General features: G+C 44.1%; 16 protein-coding genes. 12 read left to right on the plus strand and 4 right to left on the minus strand.

What is annotated here, in order from left to right; translation table 11 throughout:
* Window positions 1–8 precede the first annotated feature (8 nt).
* The 3 genes from clpX to tig all read right to left on the minus strand — a co-directional run bounded on the left by clpX (window position 9) and on the right by tig (window position 3,468).
* Window positions 9–1,319 carry an ATP-dependent protease ATP-binding subunit ClpX gene (gene clpX, locus VXQ92_RS03440; protein ID WP_064094817.1) on the minus strand — a complete coding sequence of 437 codons (1,311 nt, stop codon included), beginning with the start codon at window positions 1,317–1,319 and terminating at the stop codon, window positions 9–11.
* Window positions 1,320–1,348: 29 nt separating this feature from the next.
* The gene (clpP, locus tag VXQ92_RS03445) at window positions 1,349–1,954 is read right to left on the minus strand and encodes an ATP-dependent Clp endopeptidase proteolytic subunit ClpP (protein WP_064094818.1); all 606 of its coding nucleotides are present in this window, start codon (window positions 1,952–1,954) and stop codon (window positions 1,349–1,351) included.
* 182 nt (window positions 1,955–2,136) lie between these two features.
* Window positions 2,137–3,468, minus strand: a complete 1,332-nt coding sequence (gene tig, locus VXQ92_RS03450) for a trigger factor (protein WP_064095175.1) — start codon at window positions 3,466–3,468, stop codon at window positions 2,137–2,139.
* Between the two features lie 264 nt (window positions 3,469–3,732).
* Here tig and VXQ92_RS03455 point away from each other — a divergent pair, with 264 nt between their 5' ends.
* From VXQ92_RS03455 to rdgB, 8 genes are all read left to right on the plus strand, one after another.
* Window positions 3,733–5,910: a TonB-dependent receptor domain-containing protein gene (locus VXQ92_RS03455; RefSeq protein WP_416680412.1), complete on the plus strand. Its 2,178-nt coding sequence runs from the start codon at window positions 3,733–3,735 to the stop codon at window positions 5,908–5,910.
* Window positions 5,911–6,220: 310 nt separating this feature from the next.
* A complete protein-coding gene (locus VXQ92_RS03460) occupies window positions 6,221–8,452 on the plus strand; it encodes a TonB-dependent receptor (RefSeq protein WP_416680413.1) in 2,232 nt (743 codons plus the stop codon).
* 73 nt (window positions 8,453–8,525) lie between these two features.
* Window positions 8,526–9,209 carry a Fe2+-dependent dioxygenase gene (locus tag VXQ92_RS03465; RefSeq protein ID WP_044111892.1) on the plus strand — a complete coding sequence of 228 codons (684 nt, stop codon included), beginning with the start codon at window positions 8,526–8,528 and terminating at the stop codon, window positions 9,207–9,209.
* Between the two features lie 432 nt (window positions 9,210–9,641).
* Window positions 9,642–11,339 (plus strand): 2-isopropylmalate synthase, encoded by a 1,698-nt coding sequence (gene leuA, locus VXQ92_RS03470; protein WP_416680415.1) that lies wholly within the window; start codon window positions 9,642–9,644, stop codon window positions 11,337–11,339.
* Between the two features lie 112 nt (window positions 11,340–11,451).
* A complete protein-coding gene (metX, locus tag VXQ92_RS03475) occupies window positions 11,452–12,612 on the plus strand; it encodes a homoserine O-succinyltransferase MetX (protein WP_064094823.1) in 1,161 nt (386 codons plus the stop codon).
* A complete protein-coding gene (gene metW, locus VXQ92_RS03480) occupies window positions 12,612–13,205 on the plus strand; it encodes a methionine biosynthesis protein MetW (protein ID WP_004278415.1) in 594 nt (197 codons plus the stop codon). Before metX ends, metW begins: the two co-directional genes overlap by 1 nt.
* Entirely contained in the window at window positions 13,202–13,792 is a 591-nt protein-coding gene (locus VXQ92_RS03485; RefSeq protein WP_191730370.1) for a tetratricopeptide repeat protein, read from the plus strand. Before metW ends, VXQ92_RS03485 begins: the two co-directional genes overlap by 4 nt.
* A 104-nt stretch (window positions 13,793–13,896) precedes the next feature.
* Complete coding sequence (gene rdgB, locus VXQ92_RS03490) at window positions 13,897–14,523, plus strand: RdgB/HAM1 family non-canonical purine NTP pyrophosphatase (RefSeq protein WP_416680418.1); 627 nt, start codon at window positions 13,897–13,899, stop codon at window positions 14,521–14,523.
* Between the two features lie 167 nt (window positions 14,524–14,690).
* Here rdgB and VXQ92_RS03495 read toward each other — a convergent pair whose 3' ends face one another.
* Window positions 14,691–15,569, minus strand: a complete 879-nt coding sequence (locus VXQ92_RS03495; protein ID WP_416680420.1) for a permease — start codon at window positions 15,567–15,569, stop codon at window positions 14,691–14,693.
* A gap of 186 nt (window positions 15,570–15,755) precedes the next feature.
* Here VXQ92_RS03495 and tatA point away from each other — a divergent pair, with 186 nt between their 5' ends.
* From tatA to VXQ92_RS03515, 4 genes are all read left to right on the plus strand, one after another.
* Complete coding sequence (gene tatA, locus VXQ92_RS03500; RefSeq protein ID WP_416680422.1) at window positions 15,756–15,974, plus strand: Sec-independent protein translocase subunit TatA; 219 nt, start codon at window positions 15,756–15,758, stop codon at window positions 15,972–15,974.
* Window positions 15,975–15,983: 9 nt separating this feature from the next.
* A complete protein-coding gene (tatB, locus tag VXQ92_RS03505) occupies window positions 15,984–16,406 on the plus strand; it encodes a Sec-independent protein translocase protein TatB (RefSeq protein WP_416680424.1) in 423 nt (140 codons plus the stop codon).
* The gene (tatC, locus tag VXQ92_RS03510; RefSeq protein WP_064094829.1) at window positions 16,403–17,179 is read left to right on the plus strand and encodes a twin-arginine translocase subunit TatC; all 777 of its coding nucleotides are present in this window, start codon (window positions 16,403–16,405) and stop codon (window positions 17,177–17,179) included. The genes tatB and tatC overlap by 4 nt, the downstream gene beginning before the upstream one ends.
* Window positions 17,180–17,374: 195 nt before the next feature.
* Window positions 17,375–19,615: a PhoX family protein gene (locus tag VXQ92_RS03515; RefSeq protein WP_416680427.1), complete on the plus strand. Its 2,241-nt coding sequence runs from the start codon at window positions 17,375–17,377 to the stop codon at window positions 19,613–19,615.
* Window positions 19,616–19,664: the final 49 nt, after the last annotated feature.

The raw sequence follows: 19,664 nt of genomic DNA on the forward strand, positions 1-19,664 counted from the left end.
AGCAACTCTCAGGCAGATTTGCTATTCACCACTTTTAAATCAACTTTTGCTGCTGTTTCTGGTTCATCATGTGGTTGACGCTCAGCACGAAACTCTGGTGCAGCTTTACCATTAATTACTGCTTCATTCACCACCACAGTACCTACATCACTACGGCTCGGCAGGTCATACATGGTTTCAAGCAATGAGTTCTCAAGAATAGAACGCAGACCACGCGCACCGGTATTACGTTCCAGGGCTTTTTTCGCCACAGCACGTAAAGCCGAGTCTTCAAAGACCAGGTCTACATTTTCCATTTCGAACAGATGCTTATACTGACGGGTCAAAGCATTTTTCGGCTCAGTCAGAATTTGCATCAGCGCTTCTTCATCCAGTTCATCCAGCGTTGCAATCACTGGCAGACGACCAATAAATTCTGGAATCAGACCGAATTTCACCAGATCAGTCGCTTCGACCTGACGGAACAGCTCAGACAGCTTTTTGCTTTCATCTTTGTTACGGACTTCCGCAGTGAAGCCAATACCACCTTTTTCCTGACGCTGCTGGACAATCTTCTCAAGACCTGAGAATGCACCACCACAAATAAACAGGATATTCGAGGTATCGATCTGAATAAATTCTTGCTGCGGATGCTTACGCCCACCTTGAGGAGGAATGGAAGCCACCGTACCTTCGATCATTTTTAGCAAGGCTTGCTGTACACCTTCACCCGATACGTCACGTGTGATCGATGGATTTTCCGACTTGCGGGTAATCTTGTCGATCTCATCGATATAGATAATGCCCTTTTGCGCTTTTTCGACATCGTAATCAGCTTTTTGCAAAAGCTTTTGTACAATGTTTTCTACATCTTCACCCACATACCCCGCTTCGGTCAGTGTGGTTGCATCTGCCATGGCAAATGGAACATCGAGAAGACGGGCAAGTGTTTGGGCCAGCAAGGTCTTACCTGAACCAGTCGGTCCGACCAGCAGGATATTACTTTTAGCAATTTCAACAGAATCATCTGCTTTCTTACCATTAGTCTGCACTTTCAGACGTTTGTAATGGTTATATACCGCAACAGATAAAGTTTTCTTCGCTACGTCCTGACCAATCACATATTGATCCAGCGCCGCACGGATTTCATGCGGTTTCGGCAAAGGACGGTTCGCCCAGTCATTGGTTTCTACCTGCTGACTGGTTTGAACCAAATCTAAGCATACGTCCACACATTCATTACAAATGTATGCGTCCTCGCCTGCAATCAGCTTTCCGACTTCAGACTGCGTTTTACCGCAAAATGAACAATGCTTTTGTCCTTGAGGATGTTCGGACATATTTACTCCAATATCTCAATCTTTAAAACTTATGGACGTTTAGTAAGTACTTCATCCACAAGACCGTACTCTTTCGCTTGCTGAGCAGTCATAAAGTTGTCACGGTCTGTATCACGTGCCACTTTTTCATATTCCTGACCACTATGTTCAGCCATTAAACGGTTTAAACGTTCTTTAATGAACAGAATTTCACGTGCGTGAATTTCAATATCTGATGCCTGGCCTTTAAAACCACCTAAAGGCTGGTGAATCATGACGCGGGCATTTTCCAGGCAATAACGCTTGCCTTTGGTCCCTGCATTCAGCAGGAATGCCCCCATTGAGGCTGCCTGACCCATACAATAAGTCACGACATCCGGTTTAATAAACTGCATGGTATCGTAGATTGCCATGCCAGCTGTCACCGAGCCACCCGGTGAATTGATATATAAATGAATATCTTTATCTGGGTTTTCCGCTTCCAAAAACAACATTTGCGCAACGATCAAGTTGGCCATATTGTCTTCAACTTCACCTGTTAAAAAAATTACCCGCTCACGTAAAAGGCGTGAATAAATATCAAAAGAACGCTCACCACGAGAGGATTGTTCTACCACCATTGGCACTAAAGCGTTTTCAATCGTTGGAACATACATAGGTTTATTTATTCCTAAATTTTTGTGACTTAATCCATAATTACAATATGAGGGATAATCAATGAAATTGCAAAATAATCGCCAATAAATCTCTCATATTTTTTGCATTAGTTTTGTGAAAAACAGATATATCAATAATATGAAAAAAGGCGCACGAAGCGCCTTTTTATGGAAAGCTAAAATTAGCCTTGTTGACGAGCCTGTTGCTCTTTCAATAAGTCTTCATAGCTTACAGTTACATCAGTCACTTTCGCAGAGTTCAGAATGTAGTCAACCACTTGATCTTCAAGTACTACAGCTTCGATTTGAGCACGTTGCTGCTTGTCATTCTTGAAGTATTCGATCACTTCGTTTGGATCTTCATAAGAAGAAGCCATGTCTTCGATGTAAGCTTCTACACGTGCTTGATCAACTTCGATTTTCGCATCAGCAAGTACTTTGCTTACTAGCACGCCAAGTTTCACAGATTTTTCAGCCTGTTCTTTGAACAGATCATCTGGAAGCATGCTTGAATCAAATGCTTTCGCGCCTTGAGCACCAAACTGTTGAGTGAACTGCTGGATCATTTGTTGACGTTGACGGTCAATTTCCTGAGCAAGCATGGCAGCTGGAAGTTCAACTTCGTTTGCAGCAACCAGTGCATCAAAAGTTGCGCCTTTAACCTGGTTGCGCAGGCCGTTTTTCACTTCACGTTCCATGTTTTTACGAACGTCAGCTTTCAACTTCTCAACGCCTTCTTCTTCAGATACACCGAAGATTTTCAGAAATTCAGCATCAATTTCTGGAAGTTTTTGTTTTTCAACAAGCTTCACAGTAATTTTGAATTGAGCCTGTTTACCAGCCAGGTTTTCAGCTTGATAGTCTTCAGGGAAAGTAACATCAATCACTTTCTCTTCGCCTTTCTTCATACCGATGATGCCATCTTCGAAGCCAGGAATCATACGACCAGAACCTAGAACAAGTTTGAAGTCTTCTGCAGAACCGCCTTCAAATTTTTCGCCGTCGATTGAACCTTCGAAGTCAAAAGTCACTTGCATGTCTTTTTTCGCCATGCCTTTGGTTTCAGCCCAAGAAGCGCGTTGTTTTTGAAGATTTTCAATCATCTTCTCAACATCTTTGTCATTCACTTCTGAAGCTTTGCGTTCAACTTCCAGGCCTTCGAATTTCACGTCAACTTCTGGATAAACTTCAACGGTCGCTTCATAAACTAAAGCGTCGTCTTTCATTTCAGTTTTTTCAATGTTCGGCATGCCTACAGCATTGATTTTTTCTTGCTGGATCGCTTCGAAAACTGTATCACGAATGATGTCGTTGACAACTTCTTGGTAGATACCAGCGCCGTATTCACGACGAACAACGTTTACAGGCACTTTACCTGGACGGAAGCCGTTGATCTTCGCAGTTTTAGCAGTGCGTTTTAAACGAGCTTCAAATTGCTCATTAATACGGCTCGTCGGTACAGAAACATTTAAACGACGGGCAACGCCCGAAACCGCTTCAGAAGTTACTTGCATGGCTTCCTCTATATATTTGGTAATAACAGGTTTATAAAAATGTGCCACATTATATGACAACATTTAAGGATATACAAAAAATACGCGCGAGTTCCAGCTTTTAAGTCTTTTTTATTCGAATTGCTACCCTTTCAGATATTCAGTCAACCCCACTTAAATGCAGAAAATGTATATTTTTATTGCAAATGATAAGTACTATCATTAATATCCAGTTTCTTATTTGAGCAACAATACTAATTTATTCTTCGGTTCGGGAATTTGGTCATGCATAGTTTTAGTCTTCGTCCGCTTACATTGGCAATTTTGGGAGCCACAGCAACATCTGCTTTTGCAGAGACACATAGCCCCTCAAACATCCCAACTACCACCTTGTCTACCATTGTAGTTTCTGCATCGGGGTTTGAACAACAATTAAAAGATGCCCCTGCCTCAATTAGCGTGATCACTCAAGAAGATATTCAACGTAAGAATGCCACCAATATTGCTGACCTGTTGGTTGATGTCCCTGGAGTGGATGTGCGTAATGGCGTAGGCAAAACTGCAGGACTAAATGTCAGCATCCGGGGTATGAATGCTGATGACACCCTTATTTTGATTGATGGTCGTCGCCAAACAACTTCTACCGATGTTACCCCGAATGGTTTTGGTGAAGCAGCGACAGGCTTTATGCCCCCTCTTTCAGCCATTGAGCGTATTGAAGTCATTCGTGGACCTATGTCGACCCTCTACGGTTCAGATGCCATGGGTGGTGTGATTAATATCATTACCAAAAAAGTTTCAGACGAGTGGAATGGGAACGTTACTGTCAGTGGCAACGTTATGGAGCATGGTGCTGAAGCAGATTCCTGGAAAACCAGCTTCTTGGTGAATGGTCCATTGGTCAATGATGTGCTTGGTCTGCAACTTCGCGGCAGTTATTATGACCGAGGTCAGTCTGAGCGTGTCGAAGGTTCAACTGGCCGTGATCCACGCCCGACCACCGCGCATAATTATGATGTAGGCGGTAAACTTACATACAAAGTAGATGATCAAAATGCCTTGTGGCTTGACTCATTCTACAGCCATCAAAACTATAAGAATGAAGACAATCGTTTAGGTACTTTAGATACTGCAACAACAGCAAATGGTTATAAAGATAAATTGATTTTTGATCGTACCCAGTTTGCAATCGGGCATGATGGCGACTATAGCTTTGGTCAGTGGAATACTTATATCAGCCACTCAGAAACTGAAACCAAAGGTCGTACGATACCTTCAGCTGCATTACCCGTCGGAAATGCACAAATTGGTGCAGATCGTGTGTTAAAAAATACCGATTTAATTGCAGACAGCCATATTATTTCAACTTTGGGTGCGCATAAGCTCACTGTGGGTACGGAATACAAAGAGCAAACCAATAAAGATAATATCGCTCTGTATTCGACTGGTGTAGACGAATTCGATAAAAAATCCTGGTCAGTTTATGCTGAAGATGAATGGCGTCTTTTGGATAGTTTAAGTTTAACCTATGGCGGTCGTTTTGAAGACCACTCCGGTTTTGGCGGTCATTTTAGTCCACGTGCCTATCTAGTCTGGAATACCAATGACATGCTGACTGTGAAAGGTGGCGTAAGTACAGGTTATAAAGCACCTTCTGCGAAAGCCCTTTATGACGGCGTTGTTGGCCTCAGTGGACAGGGACAAAACCTGACATTTGGTAATCCGGACTTAAAGCCTGAAACCTCAACCAACTATGAATTAGGTTTTAATTTACAGCCGACAGATGATATCAATTTCACGGCAACCGGTTTTTACAACCAGATTAAAGATGCAATTGTTTCAGAGAATCTTCCTGTATCCGCTGAATGCTTGACTGCAAGCTCATGTTCAACCAGCGTGAATGCGAATAAGGCCAAAGTTTATGGTGCAGAAGCAACTTTGCAATACAGCATTTTGCCTGAATGGGATATGAAAGCTGCCTATACCTATACCAGAAGTGAAATTACGGATGGAGAAAACGAAGGCACTTATTACAATAACCAGCCACGTAATGCGCTTAACCTGACTTCAACATGGCATCTGGTGCCTGCTGTAGACCTATGGTTACAGTACGAATATAAATCTGATCGTCAACGCTTCCTGACTACGCCAACAGCACCTGCTTCAGGTTTAGGCTCAAGCGACTATGAAGAATATAAATTATTTGGTGACAAGTTAGCGGGCTATAGCGTATTCAACCTCGGTGCAAGTTATACCGTCAGTGATCAATTACGTCTGAATATGGCTGTGAACAACCTGCTGGACAAAGATTTTACCGAAGGTGCAAAATCATATGAATATTTAGACAACCGTGGTCGTCTACAAACTGCCACCGGTTATAAATATTTAGATATCAGCTCTAGTACAACAGGTACTTATATTCCAGGCCGTAACTACTGGTTATCTGTTTCATACGACTTCTAATATAAAAGTCATGATTCAAAACCCTGCTTCGGCAGGGTTTTTCTATCGCTCAATGAATACTCCATGAAACCTCCCTAATTTGTGCCCTTCTAATAAACATCATTATTCTCAATAAAAAGTTAACAATCAGCTTTATTTATCAATATTTATTAAAATCAATTGTTTAATCAAGTATTGATATAATATTACATTTGAAATCTCATTTAATATTTTCTTAAAGATCATGAATTCCTATGACAAAAGGATAAAAATAAAAACAAGAATCATTATTATTCTCATACTTTTTTAATATTCATTTTTTAGGTTTAACATGACCTTCATTAAAACACGTAAAAAAATCGTTTCCTCTGCAATTGTTTCATCTTTATCAATGGTGGCTGGATCTGCGATGGCAGAAGAACAGGTGATCCAGTTAGAGACGATTCATCAAGAAGTCAAAGCTGAACCGGCACCTAGCTTCAAAGTAAGCCAATCTGCAAACAGCAAATTTGTAGCGCCTTTACTCGATACCCCCAAGTCAGTTTCGGTCATTTCAAAACAGTTAATTGAAGATACACAAGTCACTACCTTAAGTGATGCCTTGCGTACAGTTCCAGGGATTACCTTGGGCGCAGGTGAAGGGGGCAATCCAAACGGTGATCGTCCTTTTATTCGGGGTTATAATTCTGAAAGTTCCATGTATGTAGACGGCGTACGCAACGCCACTTCACAGAACCGTGAAATGTTTGCTGTCGAACAGGTTGAAGTCACTAAAGGTTCTGCATCTGCCATGGGCGGTGCAGGAACGACTGGTGGTAGTATCAACATGATTTCTAAAGTTGCTAAAGCGGGTGACTTTCTAGAAGGTTCTGTCGCGGGCGGTACTGACAACTATCAACGCATAACTTTGGATGGCAATAAAGATTTTGGAAGTGGTATAGCAGCACGTGTGGCCGTGATGGGTCACCATAATGAAAAAGCTGGCCAGAAAAATGGTGCCGAATATAAACGTGCCGGTATTGCACCGAGTATTGTATTTGGTCTGGACACCCCTACCCGCGCGACTTTAAGTTATTACTATTTAAAATCGGATGACACGCCGGATTCAGGTGTTCCTTATAAGTATGATGCGGCAAAAAAAGCCACCGTCGGTAAACCTGTCGATGTAAAACAGGGCATTTATTATGGTTTATTAAGTCGTGATTTCCAGAAACAGGAAAATCAGATCGGTACCATCAAACTGGAACACGATTTAACGGATAACCTGACCCTGAGTAATACAGCGGTATATAGCTCTGCCAAAAATGACTACTTATGGACCCAGCCAGATGACTCCAAAGGTAACGTGCTAAATGATAAAGTCTGGCGTCGTATAAACTCACGTATTACTGATACCAACATCTTTACCGACCAGCTTGCTTTGACAGGTAAGTTTAATACAGGTGCATTCAAGCATAGCTTTAATATAGGTGCAGAGTACTCAGATCAAAAATCTGACAAAGGTAACTACTTAACAAGTTATCCAGGCTATCCAGGTACCACCACAGGTGGTTTCAACAGCGACTGTGCTATCAGCGATGCATGGTGTACATCATTAACTAATCCAGACTCACGTGATCAATGGTTGGGCTCTTCCGCAGCCAACAAAAATCTCACGACAACCACGACCGAGACTACATCTGTCTATCTCTTAGATAATATCGAGTTTAGCCCGCAATGGTTATTAGATTTGGGTTTACGTTGGGATAAATTTGATACCAAGCAAACCACAAACGCGACTGGCGACTCTATTGAAAATAATACCGATTTCCTGACCTATCAGGCTGGATTAATCTTTAAACCTGTTGAAAGTGGTTCTATCTATGCAAGTTATGCGACTTCTGCCAATCCGGTCGGTGTAGATGGCGGGGATGGTTCAGAAGCAATTGGCCAAGCCTATATGGACTTAGATCCAGAAGAGAGCCGTACCTTTGAAATCGGTACAAAGTGGGATGTGTTAAATGAAAGACTGAGTTTAACCGCTGCCGTGTTCCGTACTGAAAAACAAAATACACGGATTCAACTGGATGCTGCTACATATACCAATGGCGGCGAAACCCAAGTAGACGGTCTTGAGCTGGGCGTAAATGGCCAAATTACGGATAAATGGGCTGTATCTGCTGGTTATACTTATCTCGACAGTGAAACTGTGAACCCAGGCCCATCCTGTAACCGTCAAGGGGTATGTACACCTGACAACCCTGCCAAAGGTAAGCAAATGCAGAATGTACCTAAAAATTCTGCAACCCTGTGGACTACCTATGCTGTAACACCTGCTTTAACTTTAGGTGCGGGTGCTGTTGCAATGGATAAAGTTTATGGTGATGCAGCCAATACCAAGTGGGTTCCAGGTTATGTCCGTTATGATGCCATGGCGCGTTATAACGTGAATGAAAATGTTGATTTGCAATTAAACGTCAACAACCTGTCTGATGAACGTTACTTCACTAAAGCTTATGCCTCTCACTATGCCACTGAAGCAGAAGGCCGCAGTGCAGTGCTGGCTGTCAACTTTAAATATTAATTCGATATAAGCGCATAGCCTCCTGAGGGGGAGGCTATGCTATTTTGAAAATGCAATTATTCGAGGGTTTCCAGTGCTGCATCATATTCCAAATGTACTGAGCAAAGAACAGGTGCAATATTTCCGTGAGGAGATGAAGAAGATTGAGTGGGTCAATGGAAAAGTCACCGCGGGTACACTCTCTGCCAGCGTGAAACAGAATCAGCAATTACCTGAAGATCATCCACTCACTCATCATCTCAGCAATATTATTCTGGAATCCCTGGGACAGCATGCTTTATTTTTATCAGCTGCAATTCCTCTGGATATTATTCCTCCCCTGTTTAACCGCTATGAAAATAATGAATCTTTCGGCTTTCATGTCGATAATTCGATTCGTCGTATTCGCGGGAGCAATGAACGCCTCAGAACGGATTTATCCTGTACGGTTTTCCTGAGTGAGCCGGAAGAATATGTCGGTGGTGAACTGGTGGTCGAAGACACTTACGGTTATCACGAAGTGAAACTGCCTGCCGGCGATATGATTCTGTATCCGTCGACCAGCCTGCATGAAGTCACTCCGATTACTTCTGGTTGCCGAATAGCCTCTTTTTTCTGGGTACAAAGTATGATTCGGGATGATGCAGAACGGCATATGCTGTTTAATCTGGATCAGAGTATTCAAAATCTGAGAATTGAGCTAGGTGATCAGCACGCCGAAGTCATGAAACTGACCAATCTGTATCATAATTTAATGCGTAAATGGGCCGAGCTTTGAAAGCCAGCATGAATTTAGTGATCTGTGAACATAAGCAGATTTATTTTTTTGTAAAAAAATACTGCATCATCGGGTATTTAAGTGTAAAAAATCATGCATTAAGTTTAAATTAAGAAAATATAAAATAAAATATTTAAAATTGGTGAAAATATTTTCCATGACTTAAACTTTATAAGAAAATCTTTATTGAGATACGACTAAAATCCATAAAAAAAGCAAAAACTTTTCGATTTAACTGGATTAAACTAAATTGTATAAGTGATACATGCAGGTTTTGTGGTTAAAACTAAATTTCACATATTTCGGAAGTTTTTTAGTTTTAATCCTGGTTCCAACCTGCATGAAAATGATTATAGACAAAATCTATTCCGCAACCTTTGCCAGTGCTTCAACCAAACACAGGCTGTATCAGGTTACACAAGGAGCTCTCTCATGATGTTGGCTGATCCAAGTAAAAAATACCGTCGCATGTATCAACGTGTGGACTTACCAGACCGTCAATGGCCGAATAACGAAATCAATAAAGCGCCAATCTGGATGAGTACCGACCTGCGTGACGGTAACCAAGCGATCTTTGAGCCAATGAACATGGAGCAGAAATTCAAGATGTTCCAGATGCTGGTAAAAATCGGTTTCAAGCACATTGAAATCGGCTTTCCATCAGCTTCGCAAATTGACTTCGATTTCACCCGTAAATTGATTGAAGAAGGTCATATTCCGGATGACGTTTATATCGAGGTATTGGTTCAAGCCCGTGATCACTTGATTCAACGTACCTTTGAATCTTTACAAGGTGCGAAACGTGCCATTGTGCATATCTATAATTCCAACTCGCCGACATTCCGCAACAAAGTCTTGAATGTTGATGTAGAAGGTGCAAAACAGCTTGCCATTAATGCTGCACAAAAAGTGAAAGAATACGCCGCAAAACAGCCGGAAACTGAATTTATCTTCCAGTATAGCCCGGAATGTTTTACAGCAACCGAATTAGAAGTCGCGAAAGATGTCTGCGATGCAGTCACTGAAATCTGGGAAGCATCACCGACCAATAAAGTCATTTTGAACTTGCCTGCCACCGTAGAAGTGTCAGGACCACACATCTATGCCGATCAAATCGAATGGATGCACCGCAACATCCAGCGTCGTGACGGCGTGATTATTTCAGTTCACTGTCACAATGACCGTGGTTGTGGCATTGCCGCTTCAGAATTGGCGATTATGGCCGGTGCTGACCGGGTTGAAGGCTGCGTATTTGGGAATGGTGAACGTACCGGTAACGTTGACGTGGCTGCGATTGCCTTGAACATGTACACCCAAGGTGTAGCACCGAATTTGGATTTCTCCAACATCAATGAAATCATTGCGACTGTGGAAGAATGTACCGGTTTACCTGTGCACCCGCGTCATCCATATGCCGGCGATTTGGTCTTCACTGCATTCTCGGGTTCGCATCAGGATGCGATCAAAAAAGGTTTCGAGTTCCAGAAAAACGAAGAAATCTGGGATATGCCGTATTTGCCAATCGACCCGAAAGATTTGGGCCGTGATTATGACGCCGTAATCCGTGTGAATTCACAATCAGGTAAAGGTGGTATTGCCTACTTGTTAGAATCGAACTACAACGTGATCTTGCCGCGTCGTTTACAGATTGAATTCTCTCAGATCGTACAAAAACGTACCGATGAACAAGGCACTGAAATCAGCGCGACCGAAATCTGGAAGTTATTCAAGGAAACCTATGTGAATGCTAAAAACGTTCACTATTCTGCGAAAAACTACAAATTGTCAGATGATAACGGCAATCAGGTGATTGAGCTTGACCTTGAAATTGACGGTCAGTCCCGTCGTATCCGCGGTGAAGGCAATGGTCCAATTTCTGCAATTCTGGATGCACTTCAGTTGCCAATTGATGTCGTAAACTATGAAGAGCGCAGCATCAGTTCAGGTGCCCATGCCAAAGCATTGGCCTTGATCGAACTTCAAGTGAAAGGTACCGGTAAATCTGCCTTTGGTGCAGGGGTACATGACAACATCGTGACCTCTTCCATCGAAGCGATTATCGCATGTACCAACCGTCTGATTGATCAAGGTGTGTTAAGCACCGATCAGGTGATTGCTGCTGCCGTCTAAACACGGTATTAGAATTAGCAATAATCCATAGCATTAAAAAGACTTTAGAAGGATACCTGCAAATGGTATCCTTTTATTATTCATACTCAAGATTTTAAGGCGAATCCCTCCCGTGTCTTTTCCAGCTGACTCAGTGGGCATTGTTGTCCCACAAAAGTTCCAATTTGAAGAGCCGTTAGAGCTTGAATGCGGTCGCATCCTTCCCCGTTTTGAACTGATGGTTGAAACTTACGGCGAACTCAATGCCGATAAGTCCAATGCTATTTTGATCTGCCATGCGCTTTCCGGGCATCACCATGCTGCAGGCTATCATCATGAAGATGATAAAAAACCCGGCTGGTGGGATTCATGTATTGGCCCCGGCAAAGCCATTGATACGTCAAAATTCTTTGTGGTTTCACTGAATAATATTGGTGGCTGTAATGGTTCTACCGGCCCGACCTCACCCAATCCTGAACATGATAACCGTCCTTATGGCCCGGATTTTCCACTAGTTACGGTTCGCGACTGGGTCAAAACCCAGGCCCTGCTCTCTGACCGTTTAGGGATTGATACCTGGGATGCCATCATTGGCGGTTCACTGGGTGGCATGCAGGCATTGCAATGGTCCGTGGATTATCCAAACCGTTTAAGAAAATGCGTGATCATTGCCAGCGCTCCAAAGCTTTCTGCACAGAATATTGCCTTTAACGAAGTGGCACGTCAGTCGATTTTGTCAGACCCGGATTTCCATAATGGTCGTTATCTGGAAAATGACAGCTATCCAAAACGTGGCCTGATTCTGGCGCGTATGGTGGGCCATATTACTTACCTGTCCGAAGAGGCCATGAAGCAGAAGTTTGGCCGCGATTTGAAATCAGGCAAATTTATGTATGGTTTTGACGTTGAATTTCAGGTCGAAAGCTATTTGCGTTATCAGGGCGAGCAGTTCAGCCGTAACTTCGATGCCAATACCTATCTGATTATGACCAAGGCACTGGATTACTTTGATCCGTCGCGTGAATATGAACAGTCGCTCAAAAAAGCCATGGCCAATACCCAGTGCAAGTTCCTGGTGGTGTCATTCACCACTGACTGGCGTTTTACCCCTGCCCGCTCACAGGAAATCGTGGATGCCTTGATCAGCAATCACAAACCTGTCAGCTATCTGGATATTGATGCGGAACAAGGCCATGACTCCTTCCTGTTCCCGATTCCGCTCTATGTAAAATCTTTGCGTGCATTTCTCGGGGGTGAAGAACACCTTAAAGCAACACCGAAGGAGACCATATAATGCGTATCGATCAACAACTCGCTGAAAAGTGGATCAAGCCGGGTTCTAGCGTACTTGACCTCGGTTGTGGTGACGGTGAACTGCTGGCACAAATGAGCAAAAAGCACGATATTCGTGCATACGGATTAGAAATTGATCAGGAAAAGATTGCAATTGCAGTCAGTCGCGGGTTAAATATCATCCAGCAAGACTTAAACCTCGGCTTAAGCCGCTTTGCTGACCAGTCTTTTGACAATGTGGTCATGGCACAAGCTTTGCAAGCTGTAGATGCGCCTGACGTATTATTACGTGATATGGTGCGTGTGGGGAAACAGGCCATTATTACCTTCCCGAACTTTGCGCATTGGAAGACCCGTTCTTTCTTGGCAATCAAAGGGAGAATGCCGGTTTCTGAAGCCTTGCCGTATATGTGGTATAACACCCCGAATATCCACTTATGTACATTTCGTGATTTTGAAGCACTTTGTGCGGAAAATAATATCAAAATTATTAATCGACTCGCTGTGAACGGGAATCAAGAAGATAGTTTGCTGAGCAAGCATCTCCCTAATCTATTTGGTGAAGTCGCAATTTATCGAGTGAGCGCGCTATGAAAAAATTATTATTAAGTACGACGCTACTGGCGGGACTTTTTGGCATGCAAGCCCATGCAGATTATGTTGCACCTAGTCCATCTGTTGCCAGTCAAGCGGCTCAGTATTCCATCATGGATATCAACAGTCTGACCAAAGCAGCGAAAGCTGGTCAGGCCGGTGCACAGTTTTATCTGGCCACCAAATACCAGTATGGTAAAGACATTCAAAAAGATGAACGACAGGCTTTTGCCTGGTATAAAGCTGCTGCGGATCAAGGTCTGGCAGTTGCACAGCTGAATGTTGGCCGTATGCTGGCCGATGGTATTGGCACCAGAAAAGATGAAACGCTGGCACGTCAGTATTTTGAAAAAGCCGCTAGCCGTGGCGATAACCGTGCCAGCTTTAACCTGGCAATGATGGAAGAGAAAAAGAAAAACTATATGGGTGCTTACCAATGGTATGAACTGTCTACCCGTGATGGCATGCTCGACAATAAGGTGATTACGCTATCGGAAGGCAGAAAAACTGCCTTGGCGGCGAATTTAACCCAAGAGCAGATCCGTCAGGCACGTGACCGTGCCGACAGATGGATTCAGGCACAATAAGCTGAATGGTATAAATAGCACCTTCGGGTGCTTTTTTATTGCCGCAAATTCTTCATCCATTGCTAAAATAGCACCCATTCTTTATCTAATAATGAGTTTTTGACATGGCTGCAACTGACTGGTTATCCCAAGGTACACTGGTATTGGCGAGTAATAACAAAGGTAAAATTGCCGAGTTTGAAAAACTGTTTGCCGAGCTGCAACTGCCGGTTGAAGTCGTGGCCCAGGGAAAATTGAATATCGAAGATGCGATCGAAGATGGTCTAAGCTTTGTCGAAAATGCGATTATTAAGGCACGTCATGCTTCTAAAATTTCCGGAAAACCTGCTATTGCAGATGATTCAGGCATTTGTGTGCCGGTTCTCGGAGGCGCTCCCGGCATTTATTCGGCTCGTTATGCCGGCGAGCATGGTAACGATGCCGCCAATAATGAAAAACTGCTGGCCGATCTCAAACCCTTACGCCAAGAGGGTGAAACAATTGAGGGTATGTTTGTTTGTGTACTGGCACTGGTCCAACATGCCGAAGATCCCTTACCGCAAGTCTTTCAGGGTATCTGGCACGGGGAAATTCTGGAAGCTGCGCGTGGTGAAAATGGTTTTGGCTATGACCCGTTGTTCTGGTTACCAGAACTGGGAATTTCCAGTGCAGAAATGAGCAAAGAAGAAAAGAATAAAATCAGTCATCGTGGTCAGGCGATGCAGTTGTTCAAGGCAAGTTTGGCGAAGTAAGTTCCGCCTCTCATTACCCCCTCTCCCTTTGGGAGAGGGCTGGGGTGAGGGATTTTTAAAATACACCTCTCCCTAACCCTCTCCTTAAAGGAGAGGGAAAATCATCCTTCTAAAGCTTTTACATCCTCTCTAACTCTCTCTAGGGGTGAGAGAACCTTTTTATGTTTTTATAATCCCGGCATCAATACATGCACCACTGCCCCATATAAAGCAATCAAGATCGCGCTGGCCAAAGTCCCCGAAGCAATATATTTGGCGGAATGGCCTGTTCCCTGATAATGGGTTTCCAGTGCCACAATATTGGCTGCAGGCGGCAATAAAAAGAACATCAGCATTACCGCATAAGTCAGCGTCTGCTGCGGAATAGGTAAATAATAAGCGGCAACACACAGCAAAACCGCAAACAGCCCTCTATAAAAAACCAGTTGCAGACTACGCATTAAATCGAAACGGCTGATCCGCACATTGCTCAGCCACATTCCCAACACACACATGCCACTAAAAGTCACCAGCACTTTATTGGCCTGATACAGCCTCTCTACCCAAGCGACTTGCTGCCACTGACTCAAATCCCAAAATGACAATAAGGCTGCCACTGACAGTGCCACCACTGGTGGTGAGAGCAGTACATTTTTTAAAATATAGCTGCTATCTTGTCTGGCTTCACTGACTGCCATCACCGCACAGACATTGCCAAACAAAGAACCACCGATGTACAGCGCCACCACAGTACTGGTCGCTTGCGGGCCAAAAACTGCCAGTGCAAAAGGAATTCCCAGCCATGCCCCATTTAAATAGCTCAGGCATAAGGCACGCAGTTTATTTTTCAGGGTGAAATAAAACAAGGCAAAGAATACGCAGGAACAGAAAAAGCTGAAGGCAATCAGCCACAAACTGCCCTCTTGGTAAAACACCATATTGTAGATAATCAGTACTGGAATCAGTACTCGCGCCAATAAAGCAGCCAAAAAAGGTCGAATCGGTTTTAAATATTGCACCCCCCAATAACCAGTCAAAAAAGACAGGAGGGGAAGAATCAAGGCCATGACAATGCTGCTGAGATTTCCATATCAGGCTGTATGCTAGCACAGTATATTTTTCATTGAATTACGAAATTTTTTATATGAGTGATTCATTCCCCTGCTGCCGTGTCGGCAAACTGTCATCAAAGCGTCACTCCACTGTCATACAAGCCTGCTGAGATAGGTGCATGAAATATAGAGGATAAACTAATGGCAGGATTATCAATTTGGCATGTGCTGATTTTTGCAATTGTGGTGATTTTATTATTTGGCACATCCAAACTTAAAAATCTGGGTAAAGACGTGGGCGGCGCGATTAAAGACTTTAAAAAATCAGTCAAGGATGAAGAGGCTGAACAGGCCAAGCTTGCAGAGCCACGTACCATTGATGCCCAGGTCAAAACCTCTGAACATCCAACTAAAAGTTAAGAGTTCGTTATGCTCAATATTGGAATGACCGAGCTGCTGATTTTCGGAATTATTGTACTTTTGGTTCTTGGGCCAGACAAGCTTCCGGAAGCAGTACGTTTTGTCGGAACATGGTACGGCAAGATCAAGCGTATGGTGAGCAATGTTCAGAATGACCTTGATCGTGAATTACGCCTGTCCGAATTGCGTGAACAGATGCAAGCTGAAATGCAACGGATTCAGGAGCTGGAAGCCAGGATGCAGGCACAAATGGCAGATTTACAGCAGCCGATTGCAGCTGATCAACTAAAAATAAAACCTCAGTCTGCTCAGCCCTTGCTCAGCTATCAGCCGGTGCAACAGCCCGTATCCTCCGTGTATTTACCCCAGTCTCTAGCAACTCAAAACGTAATGTCTAAACCTTGCTATACAGATATAAAGGTGGCCGTATGACAACCTTGCCAACTACACCAGCCTCCAATGATGCTGCAGCGCTGAATCTGGAACAGATGCCAATCACCCAGCATTTGGTGGTATTAAGAAAGCATCTTTTTAAAGTGGTTGTGATCCTGATTGGCCTGTTTTTCTGTCTACTGCCCTTTGCCAATCAGACTTATCAAAGGCTGTCTGAACCACTACGGGCACAATTACCCGCCAGCTCGACCATGATTGCCACGGATGTCACCGCAACCTTCATGGCACCGTTTAAGCTGAACTTCTTTGTCGCGCTGATGATCGCGATGCCGTTTATTTTGTATCAGCTCTGGAGCTTTATTAAGCCTGCACTGTATGTCAGGGAAAAGAGTCTGGCCTTGCCGCTTTTGGTCGGCAGTATCGTGCTTTTTTATACCGGCATCAGCTTCGCCTATTTTGTAGCATTACCTTCGATACTGCATTTTTTTATCAGTGTTTCGCCGGAAACTGTGGCCCCGATGACCGATATCAACAGTTATCTCAGCTTCTGTTTAAAGCTGTTTCTGGTGTTTGGTTTTACCTTTGAAATCCCCATTATTACCCTGGTTCTGATCCTGATTGGCGCAGTTTCAACACAGACGCTGATCGAGAAACGGCGCTTTATTATTGTAGGCTGCTTCTTTGTGGCAATGTTCGTCACACCTCCAGATGCCCTGTCGATGATTATGCTGGCTGTTCCCATGTGGCTACTGTTTGAACTGGGTTTACTGGCAGGAAAACTGATCGAAAAACGTCGTTTAAAGACCGAATAATAACAACCCGCCAAAACAAGAACTCATCTATCTGTTCAGGCAGCCTTGGCTGTCTTTTTATTTTATATAATTAATAAAACACTGATTTATTTAATTTTAATGTCATATTTTCTTAAGATTACTGTCACATCCCAAGCTTAAGGTATTGAAAACTTCTACACCACCAAGCACTTACTTTTTAATTGGGACTTTAAAATGAAAAACGAAGATATGATACCTTGCCAGGATCTGGTTGAAGACAGTAATAATTCCAATAATACCCACTTCCAAACGATCCTGAATCAATATATGAACCGCCGTAGCTTTATTGCAAAAACAGGCAGTGGTGCCATGGCATTGGCATTTGCTGCGTCGGTCAGTGGCTGTTCCGATGACAATGACGATGATACTTCTGTACCAGAAACACCACCAGCCAATGAAAAACCAGTAGATCAGCACGCCTGGAGCGATCTGGCGCAACGTCCAAGCAAGTTCTCGTTTAAAGCGGTCAAGAAAAACACCCAGAACTTTTTTACGGTGCCAGAAGGCTATGAGTTAAATGTACTCTATGCCGTCGGCGATCCAATCAATAGCAGTGTGCCAGAAAAATTGGATACAGAACTTCCATCAGGCGCTTCTTATCAGTTCCGTGCCGGGGATAACCATGACGGCATGTCCTTCTTCGGTATGGATCCACAGAAAAAAAATTATGCTGCAAAACAGTCACAACAAGGTTTGTTGGTGCTGAACCATGAGTATCTGCAACAATCGCAGTTACACACGCCAGGCGGTACGATTACGGTAGATGGTAAACGCCCTGAAGACCAGATTTTACGTGAAGTGAATGCACACGGGGTATCGGTGGTCGAAATCCAGAAAGACCCGAACACCCAGGCCGTCAAAATCAACCTGAACTCACCATTTAACCGCCGTATTACCGCTGCCACTGAAATGGAATTACGTGGTCCGGCACGCGGTTCAGACCTGATGAAAACCCGTTTTTCGCCTGCAGGCACCCTGACGCGCGGTACCTTTGCCAACTGTGGTAATGGTTATACCCCGTGGGGAACTTATCTGACCGCGGAAGAAAACTGGAGCGGCTATTTCTCCCGTGACGAAGGCGATGTACGTACAGATGCCGAACAAGTTGCTTTGTCGCGTTATGGTCGTGGCGGTCCGGCAACCAGCCAGTATCGCTGGGATAAAACCGATGCTGAACTGACGGGTGAGCGCGATCTGTATGACCGCTGGAATATTACTGCACAGGCGGATGGCAGTGCCCTTACTGACTATCGCAATGCCATGAATACCTGTGGTTTTATTGTTGAAATTGATCCGTTCAGTGCCAGTGCCCGTCCGGTAAAACGTACTGCCTTGGGTCGTTTTGCCCATGAAGATTGCCGTTGCAGTAATCCTGTACCCGGTCAGCCGCTCGCATTCTATATGGGGGATGATGCAACCGGTGAATATATCTACAAATTTGTATCGGATGCAAAATGGGATCCTAAAGACATCAACGGCGGTTATGCAGTCGGTGATAAATATATGGATCAAGGCACCTTATATGTCGCCCAGTTCAAGGAGGATGGTACGGGTCAATGGCTAGAACTCAGCCATGGTAAAAATGGCCTGGATGCATCAAATCCGGTGTATCCATTTAAAGACCAGGCAGATATTGTCGTGCATGCACGTCTGGCGGCCGACTATGTTCAAGCCACTAAAATGGACCGTCCGGAATGGGTAGCAGTAAACCCGGAAAATGGCGAAGTCTATGTAACGCTTACCAACAACGGTAACCGTGGGCGTGCTTACCCGACTGATGCAGCCAATCCGCGTAGCTATATTGACTTCAAGGGTTCAAGTGCCAGCAATTCAGGCAATATGAATGGTCATATCATCCGTTTTAGTGAAACGGAGAATACGGTCAATGCCACTGCATTTGCGTGGGATATCTTCCTGTTCGGTGCAGAAGCGCGTGCTGCATCCAACATCAACCTGTCAGGTCTGGATGATCTAAATGACTTTTCCAGCCCGGATGGCATGTGGTTCGATCCGCGCGGAATTCTGTGGATTCAGACCGATGATGGTCAGTATACCGATGAAACCAACTGTATGATGCTGGCAGCACTGCCAGGTAAAGTAGGGGATGGAACCAAAGCGCTTGCTGCCAGCACCAAGGCAGAAGGACAAGCAACCTTTGTTGGTGCCAAGCTGAAGAATGATCGGGTTCGCCGTTTCCTCACCGGCCCATCAGGCTGTGAAATTACCGGTGTGACCATTACCCCGGACTACAAGGCGATTTTCGTCAACGTTCAGCATCCAGGGAGTGCATGGCCAGCCAACCAAAGCGAGCGTTATAGCCGTTTAGGCAAAGTACCTCGCTCTGCGACTGTGGTGATTACCCGTAAAGATGGCGGCGCTATTGCGGGTGAAGCTTTGGAGCAAGCGACAGCATAAACAGCGATTGTGAAAAAATGCCGGCAGATGTCGGCATTTTTTATATCTG

The organism is Acinetobacter sp. 228 (genome assembly GCF_048147885.1).